This is a genomic window from Pricia sp. (genome assembly GCF_041745955.1).
In the GTDB taxonomy this organism is placed as follows: Bacteria; Bacteroidota; Bacteroidia; order Flavobacteriales; family Flavobacteriaceae; genus Pricia.
In genome coordinates, this window is sequence record NZ_JBGTHY010000248.1 from 1 (window position 1) to 23,109 (window position 23,109).

A 23,109-nucleotide genomic window follows, 5' to 3' on the forward strand; every position below is an offset into this window, starting at 1 on the left:
TACTTTAAAATTAACGAACATGAATTGGAAAAATGTTTTATTCATCGGAGCCGTGACCTTGTTGCCCGCTTCCTTGATGGCCCAGGCGAACATATTGAACGCCAAAAAGCCCGAGGATATCGGTAAGAAGACCGAAGCCCAAAAGGCGATGGACAATGACGCCCCCCTTAATTATGGCTATGTCGACGATCGCGACATCCTTTGGTCAAAGACCGTGTGGGAAGTGATCGATTTGGATGAACGCGTAAATTTTCCTTTGTACTATCCTACCGATACCATTGATATCGGTGCCGATAGAAGATCCTTGTACGATGTGCTGATGAAGGGCATTAAGAACGGTAAGTTAAAAGATGTGTATGCGGACTCCTACTTTAAGGATAAGCGGAAGTTGAGCGATCTTCAAGCTACCCTGCAAAAAGTCGATACGACCGATTACGGATATGAGCAGATCAACGCCGGCGAGGAACTTTCTCCTGAATATGTGATGCGCAGAAACCTTACGGCGGCCGATATTGAAGAATACCGGATCAGAGGGATGTGGTATTTCGACAAGCGCCAGGGAGAACTAAAGTACCGTTTATTGGGTATTGCGCCAGTAGCACCCGATGTCAACTTTATCGATGACGAATCCATGGATCCCTCCGACGCGAAAGTGGAACTGTTCTGGGTATTTTACCCCGATGCCCGGCAAATCTTGCACGAGGCCAAGGTGTTCAACCAGCGCAACTCCGCACAGCCCATATCTTTCGATATGCTGCTGAACTCACGAAGGTTCAACGGTGTCATCTATCGTGAGGATAACGTACAGGGAGACCGAGAGGTCAACGATTATGTAACCGATAATGCCCTGTTCCAGTTGTTGGAGGCCCAAAGAATACAGGAGGTCATCCGCGATAGGGAACAAGATATGTGGGCGTATTAAACGCAAAATGAATATTCCAATTCAATAGTATTGAAACGCCCCGACAGCAATGTTGGGGCGTTTTTAATCTATGGCGGAAGGCTCGCAATGACGGCCAGTTTTATAACTTTGCCCCATGCTAGATTATCTCATTGTGGGCCTCGGCCTAGCCGGAATATCCTTCTGCGAACAACTTGTAAAGCACGGTAGATCCTATACCGTTATCAGCGACACTTCGCAAACATCCACCCTTGTGGCAGGGGGACTGTACAACCCGGTCATCCTCAAACGCTTCACCTTGGCTTGGAAGGCCAAGGAACAGTTGGCTATGGCCATCCCATTCTATTCCGATCTTGAAAAAAAGCTCGGTGTCAAACTGAACTATCCGCTTCCGGTTTATCGTCGTTTCGCTTCCATCGAAGAACAGAATCTTTGGTTCGAGGCTTCCGATAAAAAGGGGTTGGCCGAATTTTTATCCACAGAAATCCATCCGAATAAAAATCCGAACATCGACGCGCCTTTTGGGTACGGAGAAGTCTTGGGCGCTGGGCGGATCGATACCCGAACCCTGGTTTCATCCTATATGGCATACCTTATTGCAAGGGATTTTTTTGCGAAGGAGACTTTTGATCATTCCGAATTGCAAATCAAAGCGGATCATATCCAATACAAATCCTTCAAAGCCCGACGGATTGTTTTCGCCGAAGGTTTCGGAATGAAGCAGAATCCCTTTTTCAACTATTTACCGATACAAGGGAGCAAGGGGGAATATTTGTTTATCAAAGCGCCCGACCTAAAGGAAAAATCCGCCATTAAATCCTCAATTTTCTGCATTCCCGAAGGAAACGATATCTATAGGATAGGAGCAAATTATGCGCGGGAAGATAAAACCAATGCACCTACGGATGCGGCTAAACGTGAACTCCTCAAAAAATGGGATGGTTTTATTCGATGCGATTATGAGGTGGTCGATCATGTAGCGGGCGTTCGACCAACGGTCAGCGATAGAAAACCTTTGGTCGGGCAGCATCCTGAGCATCATGCTATGTACGTATTGAACGGATTTGGGTCTCGGGGAGTGATGACCGGACCGTATGCCTCGGAACGACTTTATAAAAGTAGTACATCGGATTATTTTTTGGATAAGGAATTGAACCTTGCCCGATTTACCGGGAAGTATTTTCAGAATTAACCTTTCCCGCCCCCACCTCGTACTTCACAAAAAAATTGATCCAAATATTCCGCGATAGCCGGATGATGACCGGCATAAATATCACCATAGTCACTACAATAACGATAAAAGTATTAATCAGCCCTGTGCCCACGAACAAATAGGCGATAACGAATGCGGCCACGGCAAAAGCGATTCCGACCCCATAGCTCACGTACATCGCACCGTAAAAGAAGGAGGGTTCCATCTTATATTTCAATCCGCAATGCGAGCAGCGTTCGTGCATTTTGAACAGATGGCCCAAACGGTAGGGGTTATTGTGCAAATACATGCTTTCTTGATGGCATCGGGGGCAACTTCCTGTTAAAATGCTGTATAGTTTGCTTCCTTTTTTTAACATTTGCATTCTTTTTCACAAAGATAGCTTTTGCCTAAGTTTAATGCCCATATAATCCGTCTATGCTGAACGTCCATAACCTTTCCGTCTCTTTTGGCGGTGAATATCTTTTTGAGGAAATCTCTTTCCGCTTGAACAGTGGCGACCGCGTCGGTCTGATCGGCAAGAACGGGGCGGGAAAATCGACCTTGTTAAAATTATTGACAAAGGACATGCCTTTGGATACCGGTACCATTGCCATGGAAAAAGGCATCAAAATTGGCTTTCTAAGGCAGGATATCGATTTCGAGCAGGGCCGTACGGTCTTGGAAGAAGCGTATCAAGCTTTCGAGGAAATCAAGACGTTGGAATCGCAACTGGAACATATCAACCACCAACTCGCCGAACGCACCGATTACGAGAGCGAGGGGTACAACCAGTTGATGATCGATCTGGGCGATATCACCCACCATTATGAGATTATCGGCGGCTACAACTATCAGGGAGAGACCGAAAAGATTCTTTTAGGATTGGGTTTCAAGCGGGAGGATTTCGACAAAAAGACGGATACGTTCTCCGGAGGGTGGCGTATGCGTATCGAACTGGCCAAACTGCTATTACAGAGCAATGATGTGCTGCTGTTGGATGAACCTACCAACCACTTGGATATCGAATCCATCTTGTGGCTCGAACAGTTCTTGAACAACTATGCCGGGGCCGTGGTCATCGTATCGCACGATAAGATGTTTTTGGATAATGTGACCAATCGTACCATAGAAATATCCCTTGGGCGTATTTACGACTACAACAAACCCTATTCGAAATTCCTGAAACTGCGTGGCGAGATCAAGGAGCAGCAATTGAACGCCCAAAAGAACCAGGAAAAGGAGATTCAACAGGCCGAACGCCTGATCGAGAAGTTCAGGGCGAAATCCACAAAGGCTTCCATGGCGCAATCGCTGATCAAGAAGCTGGACAGGATGGAGCGTATCGAGGTTGACCAAGACGATAATGCGGTGATGAACCTGCGGTTTCCCGTTTCGATTACGCCCGGTAAGGTGGTCGCCGAGATGGTACACCTTTCCAAAAGTTATGGGAAGAAAGAGATCTTGAAAAATATCAACCTGCTATTGGAACGCGACAGTAAAACGGCATTCGTGGGGCAGAACGGACAGGGGAAATCCACCTTGGCCAAGATTATGGCCGACGAGCTCGACCATACTGGAAAGATGAAATTGGGCCACAACGTACAGATCGGATATTTCGCCCAGAACCAAGCGGAGTATCTCGACGGCAATAAAACGGTTCTTGATACAATGACCGACGCGGCCACCGAAAAGAACCGCAGTAGGGTCAGGGATATTCTGGGCTCCTTTCTTTTCAGTGGCGACGATGTCGATAAATATGTGAAGGTACTGTCCGGTGGGGAAAGGAACCGATTGGCACTGGCTAAAATGCTATTACAGCCGTTTAACGTGCTGGTCATGGACGAACCGACCAACCATTTGGATATTCAGTCCAAAAACGTGCTCAAACAGGCCTTGCGGAATTTCGACGGTACATTGATCGTGGTTTCCCATGATAGGGATTTCCTACAAGGCCTTACCGATAAGGTCTATGAATTCAGGGATAAACAGATAAAGGAATATCTGGGGGATATCAATTACTACCTCGACCAACGGAAAGTTGCCGATTTTAGGGCCATCGAAAAGAAACAGGAAGAAGTCCGTAACAAAACGGTAAAAAAGGATGGTCCGAACGATTATGAGGACCAAAAGAAAGTAAAATCCCTCAAGAACAAGCTCAGTTCGGTCGAAAGCAAGGTTTCCCAATTGGAGAAGAGAATCGCCGAAATCGATCACCAGCTGCTGATGGACTATGATGCTACGATTGCCCGTACCGACTTTTTCGATACCTACCAAAGTAAGAAAAAAGACCTTGAAAACCTGATGCAAAAGTGGGAAGAACTTACGGAAAAGCTCGAAAGAATCGAATCTTAAACTACCTTTAAGCCTATTTTACCGCGCTTTATCGGCCTTTCACAACAAACTGAGCCACTTAATCGATAAATTTTGGTTTTCAGCCAAAGGTTACGTTAATTTGTAGGGTAATTCCTTTAAATTTGTCTCAAACTTTAGTATTAACAGTAAACAACCTTTATGAAGAACCTACTACTTTATCTCGTTTTATTGCTTACTACTACCTCATCAGTTTTTGCCGGTATTCCCCAGAAAGAAATGAAAGCCTTGGTCGAGTTTTACCATTCGACACGTGGTGAGCATTGGACAACAACTTGGGATATTACTTCCGACGTGACCCAATGGCACGGGGTTAAGGTGGTTAATGGCCATGTCGTAGAGATCAATCTGTTCAGAAACAATCTCGAAGGCACCATTCCCAAAAGCATTTCAAAACTTAAAAATCTAGTATTGTTAAATCTGGCGTTCAATTCCCTTACCGGTGAACTGCCGGCAACTATTGCGGACCTGTCCAATTTGAGGGTGTTGAAGATAGAAATGAACCGGATTAAGGGAGTGCTTCCCGAAAGCATCGGTAATCTTACAGATTTGGAAGAACTGAGCGCTTTCAATAACTTTCTAACCGGTAGTATACCGGAAAGTATAGGGGAACTGGGCAAACTGAAAATCCTCAATCTTAGCAGTAACGGGTTGAAGGGTAGTCTTCCGAAATCATTGGGGAGCCTTACCGAACTTGAAGTGCTGGGGCTTTTCGAGAACGCAATCGAAGGCGTCATCCCGGTCGAAATAGGTACTATGGGCAAGCTAAGGGAATTGGTATTGGCCAACAATCAAATCGGGGGCGAGGTGCCGTTCGAGGTCGCCCAATTGGCCAACCTTCAAATTTTTCAGATACAGAACAACAAATTCGAATCGTTCAACAACCTGCGCTATGTGAACAAAGACCAATTTTTGGTATTGGACTTTGACAAGGGCGATACCAACAAAAGTTTTAAGGATATCGATTTCAGTAGAACACGAATGGCCGATACCGAATTCGAGGAAAGTGGTCAGAAAGTCTATAAATGATACATAACACTAGTCAAGATTTTTCAAAAGGATGCCGTACTGCATCCTTTTTTTTATGCAATTCTCCTAAACCATTTTATTTAAGATAGATTTAACTAAGGTCGCTTAAACTTATGAATAGTTTTGGTATCCCAAGCTCAAGTGGTTGAATTCTTTTTGAGTTGCCATCCAACGCCATACTTCATGAATCTGAGAAAAATTATTTTATCCGTTGTAGGGATATTACTTATTGTTCTAGCCTTTTTTCTTGCCGGTAAAATAATAGACAGTAAAAAGAGCATGAAACCAAGTGCTCAAAAAGTAGTGAAAACGGTATTTACCGAAGTGGTAAAGAACGGTACCGTTCCCATTGTGGTGCCCGCCAATGGTAATCTGAACGCCAAAAAAAAGGTTGAGCTTTATGCCGAGGTACAAGGGGTCTTCACGGTGGGCAATACCCTCTTCAAAACGGGTACGCGGTATAAAAAGGGCGAAACGATTATCAGGATCAACGCCTCCGAATATGCTGCCAGTGTACAGTCCGCAAAAAGTAACCTCTACAATGAGCTGACCTCGATAATGCCAGATCTTCGATTGGATTATCCGGATATTTATCCCAAATGGCAAAAATATCTCAGTAGCTACGACTTGGATAGATCAACGCCCGAGCTACCCGAAATGACGGACGAGAAAGAAAAATTCTTTATTTCGGGCAGGGGTATATTGGGCAGTTACTACAATGTCAAAAATCTAGAGCAACGTTTATCCAAATACCGTATTTCGGCACCTTTTGACGGCGTGCTTACAGAGGCGCTGGTTACCGAGGGCACCTTGGTCAGATCCGGGCAAAAGCTTGGGGAGTTTATCAACACCGAGGTCTATGAGCTTGAAGTAGCTGTAAGTAAGGCTTTTAGTGATCTTTTGAAGGTCGGTGAAAAGGTAGCCCTGACCAATTTGACCAAGACCAAGACCTATGAAGGCACCGTGGCCCGGATCAACGGAAGGGTCGATCAGGCATCGCAGACCATAAAGGCCTTCATCGAGGTCAAAGACAACACGTTAAGGGAGGGTATGTACCTTGAGGCCAATCTCGATGCGAGGTCAGCCCCCGATGCCATAGAGATCGATAGAAACCTGTTGCAGGAGAACAACCAGATTTTTGTCGTTCGGGATACCATTTTAGACCTTATTGACGTAAAACCGATCTACTTTTCAGATAAGCGGGTGGTGCTGAAAGAAGTACCCGATGGTACGGTCATCATGGCCAAACCCTTGTTGGGTGCCTACACGGGAATGGCGGTCAAGGTCTACGAAGAAAACACCCCAAAAACGGAAGGCTAATGCGCAAGCTCATAGAGTATTTTATAAGATACCATGTTGCGGTAAACGTGATTATCATCGCGTTCGCCGTATTTGGTATCGTGGGCGCAAAATCCCTCAAATCCTCGTTTTTCCCGCTGACCGACTCCAAGAACATTTTGATCAGCGTCACCTATCCGGGGGCTTCTCCCCAAGAGGTGGAGGAAGGTATTGTCTTGAAAATCGAAGATAACCTAAAGGGCCTCGAAGGTGTTGATCGGGTGACCTCTACTTCGCGTGAAAATAGCGGTACCATCAATGTAGAGATCGAAAAGGGCCGCGATATCGATTTTATGCTGCTCGAGGTGAAGAATGCCGTTGATAGGGTACCCACATTCCCGACAGGCATGGAGCCATTGATCGTTTCAAAGCTCGAAGCGGTGCGGGAGACCATCAGTTTTGCGATCAGCGGCGAGAATATTCCTCTGGTCACCCTAAAGCAGATCGGTAGACAGATAGAGAACGATATTCGGGCGATAGAGGGCATATCGCAGATCGAGGTCTCGGGTTATCCTGAAGAAGAAATTGAGATTGCGGTCAACGAGAACAATCTTTTGGCCTATAACATGACCTTCGACGAGGTTGCACAGGCTGTGGCCAATGCCAATATTCTCGTGACCGGTGGCACTATCAAGACCGATGCCGAAGAATATCTGATCCGGGCGAACAATAGATTCTATTATGGTGATGAACTATCCAATGTCATCATTCGCGCCGATGCTTCCGGCCAAACGGTGCGTTTGAAAGATGTGGCGATACTCCGCGATCGATTTTCAGAAACGCCGGAAGCCGCCTATTTTGATGGGAATTTATCGGTCACTACTACCATTACCAGCACCAATACCGAAGATTTGATTACTTCCGCCGATAAGATCAAGGAATATATTACGGAGTTCAACCAAAAGTATGACAATGTCAAATTGAGCATCGTGCGCGACCTGTCGGATGTTCTTAACGGTAGGACCCAACTTTTGATAACCAATGCCTGGCAGGGGATGCTGTTGGTATTGATTTTTCTATCCCTTTTTCTCAATACACGGCTTGCTTTTTGGGTGGCTTTCGGTCTTCCGGTCGCCTTTTTGGGGATGTTCATTTTTGCGGGATTCTTCGATGTGACCATCAATGTACTCTCGCTTTTCGGGATGATCATCGTAATCGGTATCCTGGTGGACGACGGTATCGTTATTGCTGAAAATATCTATCAGCACTATGAAAAGGGAAAGTCCCCGGTTCAGGCTGCCGTCGATGGTACTTTAGAGGTTTTACCCCCTATCATCTCCGCCATTATAACAACGGTTTTGGCGTTTTCCATCTTCCTTTTCTTGGATAGTCGGATCGGGGAGTTTTTCGGGGAGGTTTCCGTAATCGTCATATTGACTTTGGTGGTGTCATTGATCGAGGCGCTGATCATTCTTCCTGCGCATTTGGCCCATTCGAAAGCCTTGCAACCCTTGGATGATAGGCCCAAGGGCAAATTGGCCACTGCCTTTGCCAAATTGAGGATAATCAACGATGTGGGCGATCGTTTTATGCGTTGGATGCGTGACCGATTGTACACGCCGTTGCTTCGATTTTCCTTAAACTATAAAGTATTGATGTTCGGCATATTCGTCATGGCATTGATTCTGACGTTTGGGTTTGTCGGCGGCGGTATCGTACGCACCGCCTTTTTCCCCCAAATTGCCAGTGACAGGGTGCAGATCGAGCTTTTGATGCCCAATGGCACCAACGAAAAAGTGACCGATTCCATTATTTCAATGGTGGAAGAGAAAGCTATTATCGTTAACCAAGAACTGACCGAGAAGTATTTAAAGGGTACCGACAAAATACTTTTTGAAAATATGATAAAGGAAGTCGGTCCGGGGTCCTCTTCTGCGACCTTGTCCATCAATCTTCTGCCCGGGGAAGAGCGACCCGATGAAATCGCGGCCAATATGGTGACCGATAGATTACAGGAACTCGTGGGCCCGGTGATAGGTGTCGAAAGCCTGATTTATGGTTCGGGAGGTAATTTTGGTGGATCCCCTGTATCCATATCCCTATTGGGAAATAATATCGAGGAACTAAAAGCGGCAAAGACCGAACTCAAGGCCATACTCCAGAGCAATTCGAGCTTAAAGGATATCGCCGACACCGATCCGGCGGGTATCAAAGAGATACGGCTAAGCCTAAAAGATAACGCCTATTTGCTCGGCCTTGACCTGAGAACGGTCATGAACCAGGTACGGGCGGGCTTTTTCGGCGTCCAGGCCCAACGCTTTCAGCGGGGTCAAGACGAGATTCGCGTATGGGTACGCTACGACCGCAATGATCGCTCGTCGATTACCGACCTTGACGAAATGCGAATAGCAACGCCCAGCGGTAGCCGGGTGCCCCTGAAGGAAATAGCCAGCTACACCATAGAGCGCGGTGACGTTGCCATCAACCGCTTAGAGGGCCGACGTGAGATTCAGGTATCCGCAGATATGAAGAATCCCAAGGATAGCCCCACCGATGTGATGACCGACATTGAAAACAATATCATGCCCGAGATCCAGTCTAAATACCCTACGGTAACGGCTTCCTATGAAGGTCAGAACCGGGAATTGGGTAAATTGACGGGATCGTTGAAAGTAGTTGGACTGACCGTTTTGGCGTTGATCTATATTACGATCGCCTTTACCTTTAGAAGTTTCAGCCAACCTTTGATGTTGCTATTTTTGATTCCCTTTAGCCTGACCGCTGTTGCCTTTGGCCACTGGCTACATGATTTTCCCCTGAACATTCTTTCCTTGCTAGGTATCATTGCCTTGATCGGCATTATGGTCAACGATGGCCTGGTGCTTATCGGCAGGTTCAATACGAATCTTCGTCAGGGGATGAAGTTCGATGATGCGATTTTTGAAGCGGGGCGGTCCCGGTTCCGAGCCATATTTTTGACCTCGATAACCACGATAGCCGGTTTGACGCCTTTGATATTCGAAACCAGCCGACAGGCCCAATTTTTGATTCCGATGGCCATTTCAATCGCCTACGGTATCGGTTTTGCGACGTTGTTGACCTTGATAATGCTTCCCCTGTTTTTATCCTTCAGTAACAGGGCGAAGGTGGGCACCAAGTGGTTGGTGACCGGAAATGATGTGACCAAGGAAGAGGTAGAAAGGGCCATCAAGGAACAAAAAGAAGAGGCGCACCTTAGCGGAACGTTTTCCCATACTTCAAACGGAACCGATATAAAAATAACGGAGCCATCCGAAGGACGTAAAAAGAAGTCCAAAGTAACCGATGCCCAAGAATGATAAGAAATAGCCTCCTACATATATTTCTGGTTTTTATACTATATTCCAATATTCAGGCCCAAGAAGCCTTACTTTCTAAACAGGATGCCGTTACCTTGGCCTTGGAGAACAATTTCGGAATCAAGGTGGCCCGTAACGAGGCAGCCATTGCCGGGAACAATAAGGGCGTTCTAAACTCCGGATATTTACCCACGGTAACCGCGAATGCCGGCGCCAATTACAATAGGGACGATGCTACCATAGAATTCCCCGGACAACTGGGTAACGATAATAATCCAAGACCGGATGTCGATATTTACAAAGCGGAAGCGCAGCGGTATAATTCAGCGGTAAATGTCAATTATACCCTGTTCGATGGGCTGGGACGCTATTACAATTACAAAAGATTGAAGGAGCAGTACGAACTGAGCGAGCTTCAGGCAAGAGAGACCATCGAGAACACCTTGTTACAACTGTTCAGCGTTTATTTTGAAGTGGCCCGCCTTTCTGAAAACAAAAAGGTACTGCAACAGGCACTTGAAATTTCCATACAGCGTATTACAAGGGCGGAATATGCTTTCGAGTACGGGCAGAATACGAAGCTCGATATCTTGAACGCCCAAGTCGATGTTACCAATGACAGTATTAACCTGTTGAATACGCAGCAACAATTAGCAAATACCAAGCGCGATTTGAACGTCGTGATGAACCAAGATCTGAATAGTACTTTCGAGGTCGATACCTTGGTGCAGTTTATTCCGAAAATCCGATTGGAAGAACTGGTCGGACAGGTAGAACAGAACAATGTGGCCATTCTGCAGACCGAGCGTAACCTGACCATCAACGCCTACGACATCAAAGTGGATCAAGCAGGCTACCTGCCCACTGTCGGTCTTACGGGTACGTACGGGTGGAACTTGAACCAAAGTGCGGCATCGGCCTTTTTCCCGGGCACGAATAATGAAACATGGAATTTCGGATTGGGAGCCAGTCTGACCTGGAACCTTTTCGATGGGGGAGGAACCACGGTACGGGTTAAAAATTCAAAAATAGCCTACGAAAATCAAGAACTCCTGCTGGAGCAGGTTGCTCTTGAGGTGGCCCGCGACATTGCCAACGCCCTCGCGATATACGATAACCGTCTGAACGTCTTTTTGATCCAAGAACAGAATGTACTTACCAACCAAAATAACTTCGAGCGTTCAAAGGAACAGTTTCAATTGGGCAGGATAACCTCGATAGAATTTCGACAGGCCCAGATCAACCTGTTGAACGCCCAGACGAATAAGAATTTGGCGAAGTACGATGCCAAGCTGGCCGAGCTACAATTGTTGCAGCTAACGGGACAGTTGTTGAATGTGGAACTCTGAATAGGGTTGACGGATGACCGATGACGCCAGACGGGTTATCGGAAAGACAAAAAAGGGAAGTTTTAAGATAAGGGCGATGTTCGGTCAGCTATAATTACTATATTGAAAAAAAAATTTAATGCCAAAAATCAATATCGGAATCGTCGGAACGGGATCCATTGTGAATACGTATGCAAAATGTATCCATGAATTGGAAAATGCCCAATTGGTAGCCCTATACACCAAATCCGAGGGTAGAAAAGAATCGGCCGAGAAAGAATTCGGTGTGCCTGTCTTTAGTACTTGGGATGAATTTCTGCAAAACGATATCGACCTGGTATGCATATGCAACGAAAGCGGTCGGCATGGCGAGGCCATCAAAGCGGCTGCACGGGGCGGTAAACATATATTGAGTGAAAAGCCCTTGGAAACCACGCCCGAGAAAATCGATGAGATAATAGCGATCTGTACATCCCAAAATGTAAAGTTGGGATGCACGTTGCAAAATCGATGCAGTACGGATTATCAACGTGTTGTGGAAGCGGTAAACTCCGGAAAACTGGGTAAACTCGTCATGGGTAACGCCCACATTAATTGGTATAGGGAAGAAAGTTATTATGCCGATAGCGATTGGAAGGGTACATTCGAGTTCGACGGCGGCGCGGCGTTTATCAATCAAGGTATCCACACGATTGATCTTTTGTTGCACCTCATGGGCCCGGTTGAATCCGTATTCGGAAAGGTGTCTACCTTGGTGCACGACATAGAAGGCGAGGATGTTGGGGCGGGAATACTAAACTTCCAAAATGGCGCCATCGGAACCATTACCGCCGGTACGGCCTTATACCCGGGTTATCCCGAACGTATTGAAATTTACGGGGAGAATGGAAGTATTCTTATGGAAGGCGGCAGTATAAAATCTTGGAACATCAGAGATGCGCCAGCCCCAAAACCCCCTTCAGATGAAAGCAGTGGAAGCGGCGCCGCCGACCCTACCGCCATCGGCCATCAAAACCACAAGAAAGTAATCGCAGACATGATAGAGGCGATACGGAACGACCGACCTCCGATGGTTGATGGTGCCGAAGCGCGAAAGGCCGTCGCCGTTATCGCCGCCATCTATGAGTCCTCAAAAAAGGAAGAATTGGTATTTTTGTAAGCTTTTTTCAGCATTCGACCTGCCGCAAGGCAGTCTTGAATTTTGAACCCATCCCGACCATCTTTTTTGAACTTGAACTGGCATTTGAACTTGACACTTGAAAAATGTACGAACACTTCTTTCGATGCCCCTACTGCTGGGAAGAAATATCAATGCTTGTGGATTCATCCATTAGAAAACAAACCTATGTTGAAGATTGCGAGGTCTGTTGCAATCCGATCGAGGTTACTCCTGAATTTGCGAATAACGAACTCATTGGCTTTCAGGCTACGGATATTGAGCAGTAGTGTTGGGGCAGGCATCCCAGTAAGTTTCTCTTGCTTCTAAATATCTGCCGGCCGACATCCATGCTGATAATCGCGCGGTAATTGTATCGAATCGAACCCCCGTCATCCAGGTACCTTAAGATTCCCGTCATTTTCAACGACGAAATCCCGAGCTATCGAAATTATGTGTTATTTTTAGCGAAAATCATCCATATGAGCATCCGAATCACCAAAATCTTCCTTTATACTTGCTTTTTAGGGTCAATATTGGTTTCCTGTAAAACCAAAAAGCCCGTTACCGATGAACAGCCCGCCAAGAAAATGGTCAAGGAAGAACCGGTCGCTGCAAATAGCGGGGCAACTCCATCCGAAGAATATACCCAAGAAATTCCCGAGACCGAAATCAGTTTCGGTATGGTTCTGTTGCCCGAGGGAACATTTACTATGGGAAGTCCCGAATCGCAGGCCGACCGCAAACTGGATGAAGGTCCGCAAAAGGAGGTTTCCGTAGACGCTTTCTATATGGGCAAATACGAACTTACCTGGGATGTTTTTGAACTCTTTTTTAAACAGAACAAAGAGATTTTTGTCAAGTTGGATGATGACAAGGTCATGAAAATCGATGCGATAACACGGCCTAGCCCGCCTTATGAGGATCCTTCGTACGGAATGGGCAAAGATGGGTTTCCGGCGGTCAGTATGTCCGCGTATTCGGCACTGGTTTTCTGCAAGTGGCTGAGTACCGTTACCGACAAATTCTACCGGTTGCCCACCGAAGCGGAGTGGGAATATGCCGCCAAGGCCGGTACACAGACGGCGTATAGTTTTGGCGATAATGTCGAAGATCTCGATGCCTACGCCGTATTTTATAAAAACTCGAATAACGCTTATCAAAAAGTGGGGACAAAGGAACCGAACCCGTGGGGACTATATGATATGCACGGTAATGTGGCGGAATGGACGCTGGACGAATATAAGGAAGATGCGTACGCAAATACCGAAAATGAAAACCCATGGGTGACGCCGACGGTGATCCATCCAAGGGTCATTCGGGGCGGCTCTTGGGACGATGATGCCGATAAATTGCGCTCAACGGCAAGACGGGCATCAAGTTTGAATCAACAAAAACGAGATCCCCAGATTCCGAAGAGTTTTTGGTGGTTCACGGATTCGAACTATGTCGGGTTTCGATTGGTAAGTCCCAAAGAACAGCCCACACCAGAGGAGCAGGCTAAATTTTGGTCCACCGTGCTAGACGAATAAAGCGCAAGTTCAAGTTCAAAAATTCTAGCGCAAACCGTATACCTTAAGAATATGAAAAATACACTTTTGACCCTATTTTTGATGGGCTTGACCGTATCAAGCTTCTCCCAAGAAACGTACAAACTTTCCGATACCAGTGTAATGACCATTGACGGCAGCTCTTCGTTGCATGATTGGACGGTCACTGCAAACACCATGGAAGGAACGGTGGCCGAAAATGGGGAAAGTGTAACCGCCGTTGATTTTTCAGTGGCCGTAGCCGATATTTTAAGCGATAGGGCCGCTGCGATGGACAATAAGATGCACGAAGCCCTGAAAAAGGAAGAACATCCGAAGGTCACCTTCAAGGTCAAGGATGTCAATGCGGCCATGGGCGAAAATCAGGAATTGAAAGGCAAGTTAAACATCGCCGGAGTTGAAAATGACGTCAGCGTTCCCGCTACGATCACACAAAAAGACGGAAAATTGCATATTACCGGCGAAAGAAAGATAGCCTTAAAAGATTATAATATAGAGCCGCCAACCGCTATGTTCGGTTCTATCGTTGTTGGCGACGATGTGACGGTCAAATTCGATCTCGTTTTTACGAAGTCTTAGACGTGAATGTCGTATTACTACTATCGGGATTTTTGGTCGTTAATATGGTTTTAAAGGAAAAAATAGCATAGCTGGCCAAAAAATACGCTCCCTATTATGTTGAGGTGCGGCGATATCTCCATCAAAATCCTGAATTTTCCTTCGGAAAAGTGGTTGCCGATGGGGCGATCAACGTGATTCCCGATGAGGTGCATATTGAGGGTACGTTCCGGACGTTAGATGAAACTTGGCGAAAATAGGCGTTGCTGAAATTGGAAAAACTCGTTACGTCAATGGCCGAAGGCATGGGTGGTACCTGTGAACTGAAAATCAATCACGGTTACCCGTATTTGGTCAACGATTGCCGTTTGACCGAAAAATTGATAGAGAATGCCAAAAGCTATTTGGACTCTGAAAATGTCATTGAGCTGGACCAATGGATGGCTGCGGAGGATTTTGCCTACTACTCCCAGAAAAATCCGGCCAGCTTTTATATGTTGGGCGTAGGCAAAATCGGAAAGGGGATCACGTTCGGTCTGCATACCCCAACTTTTACTATTGACGAATCCGCTTTGGAAATTGGTGGTGGGCTGATGGCTTGGTTGGCGGTTAACACCTAAGAAGAGTGTTGATTTTATTTCATCTTAAAACTACCTCATTCAGGGTATGGTCATGTTTTTTTAGCTTTGCTAATTGGCCAATGTGCTTCCATTTTCTAATTTTCTAACCAATATCTTTCGATTTCCTCCAACGTTTTACCTTTGGTCTCAGGCAATATCTTTAGTACCACATATACCGAGGGCAGGGTAAACAGCGCAAAGAGCCAAAATGTTCCGAAGGGCTTCAGGTTTTCAAGCAGCCAGGGCACCATTTGACCTACACTTGTTGCGCCGATCCATAGCGCAAATGTGGCGATTGACATCGCAAAACCCCGGATATTTGTCGGATAAATCTCTGACAGTAGTACCCAGACAACTGGGCCGTAAGAAAAAGAGAAACAGCCCACGAACAAAAGAATGAAGGTGATAAGCAGGTACGGACTGTCCACTTCAAGATAGAACAATGTGCCGATTGTAATCAAGGACAGGATGATACCTGTAATACCGACAAGCAGTAGTCTTCTACGCCCGAATTGATCGATTTTCCAAATGGCGATCAAGGTGGCCAATACGTTTACGATACCTATGATAACTTGGCCGCCAAGGGCATCTCCCAATTGAAAGCCGGCCTCTTCCAAAAGGCGGGGGCCATAATAGATTACCGCATTAATTCCGCATAATTGGGTAGAAATGGCCAGGACAATCCCCACGATCATTGCCGTTTTAAAACCTCCCTTGAAAATGGTTTTGATTCCGGCAGTTTCTTTCTTTAAATTAGATCGGTGAAGGTTCAATTCCCTTGCTGCCTCGGACTTGCCCACGATTGTAGCCAAGATTTGCTCTGCCTTGGCTTCTTGGCCCTTGCTCAAAAGCCATCTTGGGCTTTTGGGGATAAAAAACAACAAGACCAGAAAAAGGAAGGCGGGCACCACCTCGCTTCCCAACATAATCCGCCACACTTGGTCTACAAATATCTTTTGGGTTGCCTCACTGGTATTATCGAAGGTACTCGAGAGGCTCAGTTCAAGAAACCAGGCATTGGTGAAATACGCGACCAAAATACCGAGGGTAATTGCCAATTGGTATAGGGATACCAACCTGCCCCTAATCAGTGCAGGGGCAATTTCGGATATGTACAACGGGGATAAAATGGAGGCAATACCGACGCCTATACCCCCTATAAATCTGTAAGTGATCAGATAGTTGAAGTCGTTCACCAGCATACAGCCAGCAGCGGATAGTCCGAACAGTATTCCCGATACGACAAGCACTTCCTTTCGGCCGTAGCGGTCACTTAGAATTCCCGCCACCAAGGTTCCAATAATAGTGCCCACCAAGGCACAACTTACGTACCAACCCTGAACCAGGGCATCCAGATCAAACTGATTCGTTACAAACCCGATAGTACCAGAGATAACAGCGGTATCGAAACCGAACAAAAACCCACCGAGCGAGGCGATTGTGGCCAATTTGTAAACCATCCGTTGATTCATTGACGCAGTAGTTTAAAGTCCGTTATCTAAAGCGGCCATGATACCCTTAATGTACCCGATAGTAAAAGACCGGCCCCTTTCTTCCCAAGCCCCGTCGCCAATAATTTTGGGCACGTGACCGGGCATGATCATCCCGGTAAAACCGACTTCCCTTAATTTTTTGAGTACCTTAAAGGGATTGTAATAGCCGGGCATATCGACAAAGACCTCATTAAATTTTGGCAGGGGATTGGAAACCGTTTGAAAATGCACATAGACCAGTTTATCCTGCTTCCCGAAATGTTCGGTCACTTCGTCGATATCCGCACCCATTTCCGAGAAATTTCCCAAGCAGTACTGTAAACCATGGTTTTCACTTTCCACCAGTTCCATGGCCTTTTTATAGGCATCGAAACTTCGTAAAAGTTGTGGAACGCCCGCCAATTTAGGTGTCGGGGGATCATTGGGATGAACGGCAAGTGTCACCCCCGCTTCTTCGGCAACGGGCAGCACACCTTCCAAGAAGTACTGATAATAGTCCCACATTTCTTCCTCGGAATATTCCCTTCCATGGGAAAGCGGGGCATTTTTAAAATCGTCCAGATCAACGCTCATGGCCTGTGCCCCTCCCCGAATGCGATAGGTGGTAGAAGATCTCCACACCCCCGTGGGTGTCCATCCATAGCCCAAAACAGGTATTCCGGCCCTTCCCATATTGAAAACGGTTTCCTGAACGTGCTTTAGTTGCTCTTCACGCCCGGGCTGACCCATCATCAATTTGTCATAAAATGCAAATGGCATATTTTCGAGCGCCAATAACCTAATGTCCGCATTTTCCACCCTTTTGCGTAACATCAACAAATCCTTGAACTCCCATTGATGGTCGCCCGGTAAGGGCAAATCGTCAAAATTGGTGTCTATCAGGTTGTTCTTGTACATGTTCAGAATAATATCGTCGACCCCCAATTGTTTGATCAATTGAAGCTTTCCGTCCGTCGGGTGCATAAACGACCCAAAACCTGGACGCATTGGCAAAGCGGCCCATTTTTCCGATTTTAGCAGTCTTTTCATCGCTATTTGTTTATCGTTTTATTTGGTTTCTGTCTATCGTACCTATCTAGGACTAGATGGCATATTTTCGACGCCCCATGTTTTATTCGGTTCCGGACCCATCACCAGCTGAAGCATACCACCGTGCAATAGTTCGGAAGCTGGGAACCAAAAGTTTCTAAGCTCTTTTCCGTTCAAGGTGGCACTTTGAACGTATTTATTGAGATAGGATGAATTTTTGGCCTCTATGGTAAAAGTACTTCCACGCCCATAAACGCCACCGAGTTCGATAACCGTTTTTTCAAATAGGGGGCTACCGATTTCATATATTGGTGTTTCCCTGGTGCCACCATCGGTCTGGAAGAGCCCAAGGGCCGACATAACGAACCAGGCACTCATTTGGCCTTGGTCTTCATCGCCCAGATAGGCATTCGAGATACCAAAACCATAATACCGCTGCATGATATCCCGGCTCCATTTTTGGGTAAGCCAAGGCCGTTTGGCCCAATTGAACAAGTAGGAAAAATCCATGGACTGTTGGTTGCCCTGCGTCACCGGAAAATCCCAATACAGTTCGTTCGGGGCATTGTACCGCCATGGACTGCTCACCTTAAAGCCTTCATCCAATCGATCTACAAACTGTTTCTCCCCTATCATCTCAATCAATGCAGGAACATCTTGGGGTACAAAAAAAGAGAGTTGCCATGCGTTGCCTTCTACATATTGATGGTTACCCCCCGTTTTTATCGGGTCGAAATCCTTGTACCAAGTGCCGTCCGAATGTCGTAACCTTGCGAACCCTATTTCGGGGTCTATCGCATTCTTCCACCAGTAGGCTCGGTCAATGAATTGCTGAAAAGCATCCTCTTTATCCAAGGCCTTGGCCAATTGTGATACAGCAAAATCATCAAAGGAATATTCCAGGGTATTGGAAAACCTTCCCTTATTATAGGGTACATACTTGTATTTCAAGTAGGCTTCCAGGTCCCGATTTCCAGCAAATCCATGGCCTACGGCCTCCCCTTGGGTCGTTTGCATTTTATGAACCGCTTCGAACGCTTTTTGGGAATCAAAATCACGGATTCCCATCTGATAGGCACTTACGATCAGCGGAATTTCGTGTTCGGCGACCATAACGGGAATGTACTCCATGCCGGCGGGCCCTTTTGCTAACCAGCCGTTGGCATCGTACATGGCCAATTGGGAATTCACCCATTTGGAGGACCACTCAGGCACCACCAGATTCCAAAACTGATTGAGGTTCCAAAAGGTATTCCAGAAAGCGTCGCAACCCAGAGCTACCCCGTTTGGATCCTTAAATTTTTGGAGCTTTTCTGTGGCGTCCATCCAACTCCCGTCCACATCGCTAAAGATATTCCGGCTTACGATAGCGCGGTACATGTTGGAATAGAACCGGATTTTTTCCTTTCTATCCTTCGTAGTAATCTGGATTCTTTTCAATAGATCGTTCCAGACATTTTCCTGATTTTTCCTTACTTTTTCGAAATCCCATCCAAAAGGTTGCACGATTTCCTTTTGCAGGTTCAATGCCGCATTTTCAATGCTTACATACGATAGCCCCGTCCTGGTCTGTACAACCTGTTCTTCGGAAGTATCGAATTCAACAAAGGCAACCACATCCTCGGGCTTTTCAAGGGTCAATCTGTCCTTGTCCTCCACCAATATAGTATCGCCCGGACCCTCGTCCTTTCCGGCGACCCAAATTCCGAATTTCTTGATCGGCCTGTCGAATTCCATGACAAAATTAACGGTATAGTCCTGCTCAATATCGTCCCATGGTTTCGGTTCGTCCCCGTTCTCTACCATTTGCTTTCGGTAGTGCCGCTCCCCCCAGACCGAGGAAGTTATTTGCCTACTGTATCCCACAATTTTATTCGGCCCTACCTTTTCCAAAAACGCCTTTTCGATACGATAATCATATTCCGCGGGTATTTTCAGATCTATCAGAATTCTGGAATGTGGTACTTTTTGGGGATAGGTATAGCGTTGGAAGCTGCAGCGGGTAGTTGCGGTAAGCTCGGCCTTGATATCGTAATCGCTTAAAATAACGGAGTAATATCCCAATGGGGCTATTTCGGTCGTTTTATCTACTCTGGAACGATAACCATCGTCTGGGTTTTCTGGCTCTCCGACTTTGGTTTTTAAGGGGCCGTTAGTGGGCAAGGTACCCAGCCCGGCCATGGTCCATTCGTGAATATGGCTAAAGGCGCCCACATTTTCAAAAGTAGGTTGGTAACCTGCCTGCCAGCCTTTGGACTGATTATCGGGACTGATTTTGACCATGCCAAAAGGCATCCAGGGTCCAGGTGCGATCATCCACCGTGAATGACCGGTGCCGATTTTTGTGTCAATATAGTCCGAAATGGAAGTCTCTCGTTTTGGGCCCCGAATAACCTCTCCTTTTTTTACTGGCATATTGTCCACAAAAACTTCATATACGCTAGAACGATTTTCGGAAACGGCCTCCATGCAAACTTCAAAAATAGGGGCTCCGTTCGCTACTTTTTCACGGAAAATTTCCTTGCCATCCAAGTTTACGCTGAGATCGGGAGTGCCTTCCAAATGTTGGACATCCACCAACAAAGGTTGAGACCGGTTGCCATCTTCCTTAACCTCATAGTCGGCAGCATTCGTATTCCGCAGAAAAAGTTTCTGGGGGATTACGAGTTCGGCATTTTTCGGCCCTTGTAGTTTTATCTGGTCAAAAACCAACCAACTACCCTCCAAGCTAGTAAGCTGTATTTCATTGCCCCCATTTTTTAAGAGCTCGGGGGCTAAAGGTACTTCCAACTTTTGTTCCCGATATTTGGTGCCGGTGCCTTTCAGTGCATCCTCACTATTCCCTTTGTTTAACCTGAATTTCCACGATTTACCGTTTACGGTTACCTTGAGAAGTGGTGGAGTTTCAGGGCTGCAGTCCAGAATATCGATTACCAATTGCCATTTGCCGGCTTCTAACTGCCCTTTTAACGCGAACAGAAGATTCAATTCATGCGGTCGGATTCCCGCTAAACCGGAAGTCCCGCCCCAATAATCCACAGCACCCGGTAACACATAGGGAAAGTCCTTTTCTATTTTAGAAAAACCAACCGCAAAAAAGCGGTCTTCCCATCCAAAGTCCTTTTCCAGAAACTGGTTATAGTCTGAAGGGGCCAAGGCAAATTCGGAAGCACTGTTATCGGATTTCCCAATTTCCCAAATCGTTTTCTGACCAAAGGTAAAAGCCCCAATCAGGGAAAACAAAAGAACCAAAAGGTTTTTTTTCAACATGAATTGCCTTGTTTATTGTGATTTCAAATAAGTAGCATTTGTGGCGAAGTATCTAGCCGCCCTAAAGTAATAAAAATATATTCATTATGTATATACAGGTGGACATATTCAGTCCGTTCTCCAAGGGCATCGTTTTTGACGGTATCTATATTAGCCGAAAATATTTATACCGTATCGAACACTACTTTTCTAAGCAAAAGTTTCTTACCCTTCATCATATCGAGGCACTGTACACAGACCACCATCGACCTTAATATCCTCACCGGTTATAAACGAGGATTCGTCCGAGGCCAGAAAAACGGCGGTCATTGCGACTTCTTTCGATGTGCCCATGCGATGCATAGGGCTCATCTTTTTGCTTTCCCGCAAATACGCGTCGCCTTCCTTTTCTATCCTTTTTTCGTTCATGGGGGTCATGATGGCACCCGGGGAAATGGTATTGAAGCGTACCCTCTTATCGCCAAATTGTCCGGCCAATTGATTGGTCATTGCTATCATGGCCCCTTTTGCCCCCGCATAGGCAGTCCAATTATCAAAAGAGCGTAACGCCTGGGCAGAGGACATATTGATGATACTTCCGGATTTTTGCCTTAACATTATAGGAAGTGTTGCCTTGATTGTTCTATATATACTTTTAAGGTTGACGTTCATCAGCACGTCCCAATCCTCTTCAGGCATTTCCGTAATATTCCCGGAAATGGCCACCGCCGCATTGTTCACCAGGACATCGACCCTTTCGTAAGTCCCTATGGTAAAAGCTAACAATTCTTCCACCTCTTCCGAATTCCCAACATCACACTTTTTTGCAACTGCTTTACCTGAATCCTGAACGATGTTTCTTGCCTCTGTTTCACATTTTTCGATATTGATATCGCTCATCACCACTAGGGCGCCTTCCTTGGCAAATGACTTACTGATGGCCAATCCTATGCCATCGGCCGCGCCAGTAATCAATGCTACTTTATTGTCCAATCGGTTCATATAATAGGTATTTAGTTATTTCCTCCTGTGATTTTCCCTTGATTTCCGGAATGTATTTGCATGGCATAGCACCTTACTGCTACACGTTCAGTATGCCCTTATAAATTCCCGCACCAATAAATTTGGCACGCTTACCCAATTGACGTTGAATTCTGATGTTTTCGTTCCATTTGACCATGCGTTCACTTCTCGCGAACGATCCTACCTTGAGTTGGCCAGCGTTGGTAGCCACAGCTAGGTGAGCTATAAAAGCGTCCTCCGTTTCCCCTGATCGGGCGGAAACGACCGGAAGCCAGCCGGCGTCTTGGGTCAAATGTATGGCTTGAATAGTCTCGGAGACCGTGCCTATCTGGTTCAATTTAATCAACACCGAATTGGCCAAATCTTGATCAATACCTTCCTGAATGCGTTTCAAATTGGTGGTGAACAAATCGTCACCGATAATTTGGATTTTTGAACCCATTTCGGCGGTAAAGCGTTTCCAATTCTTAAAATCGGTATCGGCGAAGGGATCTTCAATGGAAATGATAGGATATTTCTTGCACCATGATTTAAGGCAATCGTAGAATTCATCAGGGCTGTATGACTTATTGTCAAGCGGCAGATTGTAGCTAGTACCATCATAAAGGTCGCTTGCGGCAATATCCAAGGATATCGCGACATCTTTTCCGGCTACGTACCCAGCTTTCTCAATAGCTTCAAGCAACACCTCGAACGCTTCTTCATTCCTTTTATAGTCCGGCCACCAACCACCTTCGTCGGCGATTCCCATACATTTTCCACGGGCTTTCATGACTTCGCCCGCCGCATGATAAATATTATGGGTGATTTCAAGGGTTTCCCCATACGTCTTTGCGCCTATCGCAATTACAAGGAAATCCTGGATATCGTTCGCCCAATCGGCATGGGCCCCGCCACCAAGAATTTGAATTTCGTTCAAGGGAATCAAATTGCCTTTTCCCTCGCCCAAATATTCATACAGGGGAACACCTTTTGCGTTCGCGGCAGCGGTT

Annotated in this window: 19 protein-coding genes; 13 read left to right on the plus strand and 6 right to left on the minus strand. The window is 46.2% G+C overall.

The genetic code is table 11. From position 1 onward, the window contains the following. Positions 1–19 precede the first annotated feature (19 nt). Complete coding sequence (gene gldN, locus ACEW8S_RS08895; RefSeq protein WP_373517820.1) at positions 20–922, plus strand: gliding motility protein GldN; 903 nt, start codon at positions 20–22, stop codon at positions 920–922. Between the two features lie 115 nt (positions 923–1,037). Further along, entirely contained in the window at positions 1,038–2,093 is a 1,056-nt protein-coding gene (locus ACEW8S_RS08900) for an NAD(P)/FAD-dependent oxidoreductase (protein ID WP_373517803.1), read from the plus strand. Here ACEW8S_RS08900 and ACEW8S_RS08905 read toward each other — a convergent pair. Further along, a complete protein-coding gene (locus tag ACEW8S_RS08905; RefSeq protein WP_373517804.1) occupies positions 2,068–2,472 on the minus strand; it encodes a DUF983 domain-containing protein in 405 nt (134 codons plus the stop codon). The genes ACEW8S_RS08900 and ACEW8S_RS08905 overlap by 26 nt on opposite strands. A gap of 59 nt (positions 2,473–2,531) precedes the next feature. Here ACEW8S_RS08905 and ACEW8S_RS08910 point away from each other — a divergent pair, with 59 nt between their 5' ends. The 11 genes from ACEW8S_RS08910 (at position 2,532) to ACEW8S_RS08960 (ending at position 15,323) form a co-directional block, all read left to right on the plus strand. After that, on the plus strand, positions 2,532–4,448 hold the full coding sequence (locus tag ACEW8S_RS08910; RefSeq protein ID WP_373517805.1) for an ABC-F family ATP-binding cassette domain-containing protein: 1,917 nt from the start codon (positions 2,532–2,534) through the stop codon (positions 4,446–4,448). A gap of 159 nt (positions 4,449–4,607) precedes the next feature. Beyond that, positions 4,608–5,495 carry a hypothetical protein gene (locus tag ACEW8S_RS08915; protein WP_373517806.1) on the plus strand — a complete coding sequence of 296 codons (888 nt, stop codon included), beginning with the start codon at positions 4,608–4,610 and terminating at the stop codon, positions 5,493–5,495. A 189-nt stretch (positions 5,496–5,684) separates the two neighbouring features. Then, positions 5,685–6,815 (plus strand): efflux RND transporter periplasmic adaptor subunit, encoded by a 1,131-nt coding sequence (locus ACEW8S_RS08920; RefSeq protein ID WP_373517821.1) that lies wholly within the window; start codon positions 5,685–5,687, stop codon positions 6,813–6,815. After that, complete coding sequence (locus tag ACEW8S_RS08925; protein ID WP_373517807.1) at positions 6,815–10,111, plus strand: efflux RND transporter permease subunit; 3,297 nt, start codon at positions 6,815–6,817, stop codon at positions 10,109–10,111. The genes ACEW8S_RS08920 and ACEW8S_RS08925 overlap by 1 nt, the downstream gene beginning before the upstream one ends. Further along, positions 10,108–11,460, plus strand: coding sequence for a TolC family protein (locus tag ACEW8S_RS08930; RefSeq protein WP_373517808.1), 1,353 nt, complete (start codon positions 10,108–10,110; stop codon positions 11,458–11,460). Before ACEW8S_RS08925 ends, ACEW8S_RS08930 begins: the two co-directional genes overlap by 4 nt. Positions 11,461–11,578: 118 nt before the next feature. Further along, complete coding sequence (locus ACEW8S_RS08935) at positions 11,579–12,598, plus strand: Gfo/Idh/MocA family protein (RefSeq protein ID WP_373517809.1); 1,020 nt, start codon at positions 11,579–11,581, stop codon at positions 12,596–12,598. Between the two features lie 104 nt (positions 12,599–12,702). Beyond that, positions 12,703–12,885: a CPXCG motif-containing cysteine-rich protein gene (locus tag ACEW8S_RS08940; protein WP_373517810.1), complete on the plus strand. Its 183-nt coding sequence runs from the start codon at positions 12,703–12,705 to the stop codon at positions 12,883–12,885. A 192-nt stretch (positions 12,886–13,077) separates the two neighbouring features. Continuing rightward, a complete protein-coding gene (locus ACEW8S_RS08945; RefSeq protein WP_373517811.1) occupies positions 13,078–14,127 on the plus strand; it encodes a formylglycine-generating enzyme family protein in 1,050 nt (349 codons plus the stop codon). A 51-nt stretch (positions 14,128–14,178) separates the two neighbouring features. Further along, a complete protein-coding gene (locus tag ACEW8S_RS08950; protein WP_373517812.1) occupies positions 14,179–14,724 on the plus strand; it encodes a YceI family protein in 546 nt (181 codons plus the stop codon). A 104-nt stretch (positions 14,725–14,828) separates the two neighbouring features. Next, on the plus strand, positions 14,829–14,963 hold the full coding sequence (locus tag ACEW8S_RS08955) for a hypothetical protein (protein WP_373517813.1): 135 nt from the start codon (positions 14,829–14,831) through the stop codon (positions 14,961–14,963). 33 nt (positions 14,964–14,996) lie between these two features. Continuing rightward, the gene (locus ACEW8S_RS08960; protein ID WP_373517814.1) at positions 14,997–15,323 is read left to right on the plus strand and encodes a M20/M25/M40 family metallo-hydrolase; all 327 of its coding nucleotides are present in this window, start codon (positions 14,997–14,999) and stop codon (positions 15,321–15,323) included. Positions 15,324–15,418: 95 nt separating this feature from the next. Here ACEW8S_RS08960 and ACEW8S_RS08965 read toward each other — a convergent pair whose 3' ends face one another. From ACEW8S_RS08965 to eno, 5 genes are all read right to left on the minus strand, one after another. Beyond that, positions 15,419–16,795 (minus strand): sugar porter family MFS transporter, encoded by a 1,377-nt coding sequence (locus tag ACEW8S_RS08965; RefSeq protein ID WP_373517815.1) that lies wholly within the window; start codon positions 16,793–16,795, stop codon positions 15,419–15,421. 12 nt (positions 16,796–16,807) lie between these two features. Then, positions 16,808–17,845 (minus strand): mannonate dehydratase, encoded by a 1,038-nt coding sequence (locus tag ACEW8S_RS08970; protein WP_373517816.1) that lies wholly within the window; start codon positions 17,843–17,845, stop codon positions 16,808–16,810. A 42-nt stretch (positions 17,846–17,887) separates the two neighbouring features. Further along, positions 17,888–21,115 (minus strand): GH92 family glycosyl hydrolase, encoded by a 3,228-nt coding sequence (locus tag ACEW8S_RS08975; protein ID WP_373517817.1) that lies wholly within the window; start codon positions 21,113–21,115, stop codon positions 17,888–17,890. 204 nt (positions 21,116–21,319) lie between these two features. After that, positions 21,320–22,096, minus strand: a complete 777-nt coding sequence (locus ACEW8S_RS08980) for an SDR family NAD(P)-dependent oxidoreductase (protein WP_373517818.1) — start codon at positions 22,094–22,096, stop codon at positions 21,320–21,322. 79 nt (positions 22,097–22,175) lie between these two features. Next, a partial coding sequence (gene eno / locus ACEW8S_RS08985; RefSeq protein ID WP_373517819.1) for a phosphopyruvate hydratase occupies positions 22,176–23,109 on the minus strand: 934 nt, incomplete at its 5' end.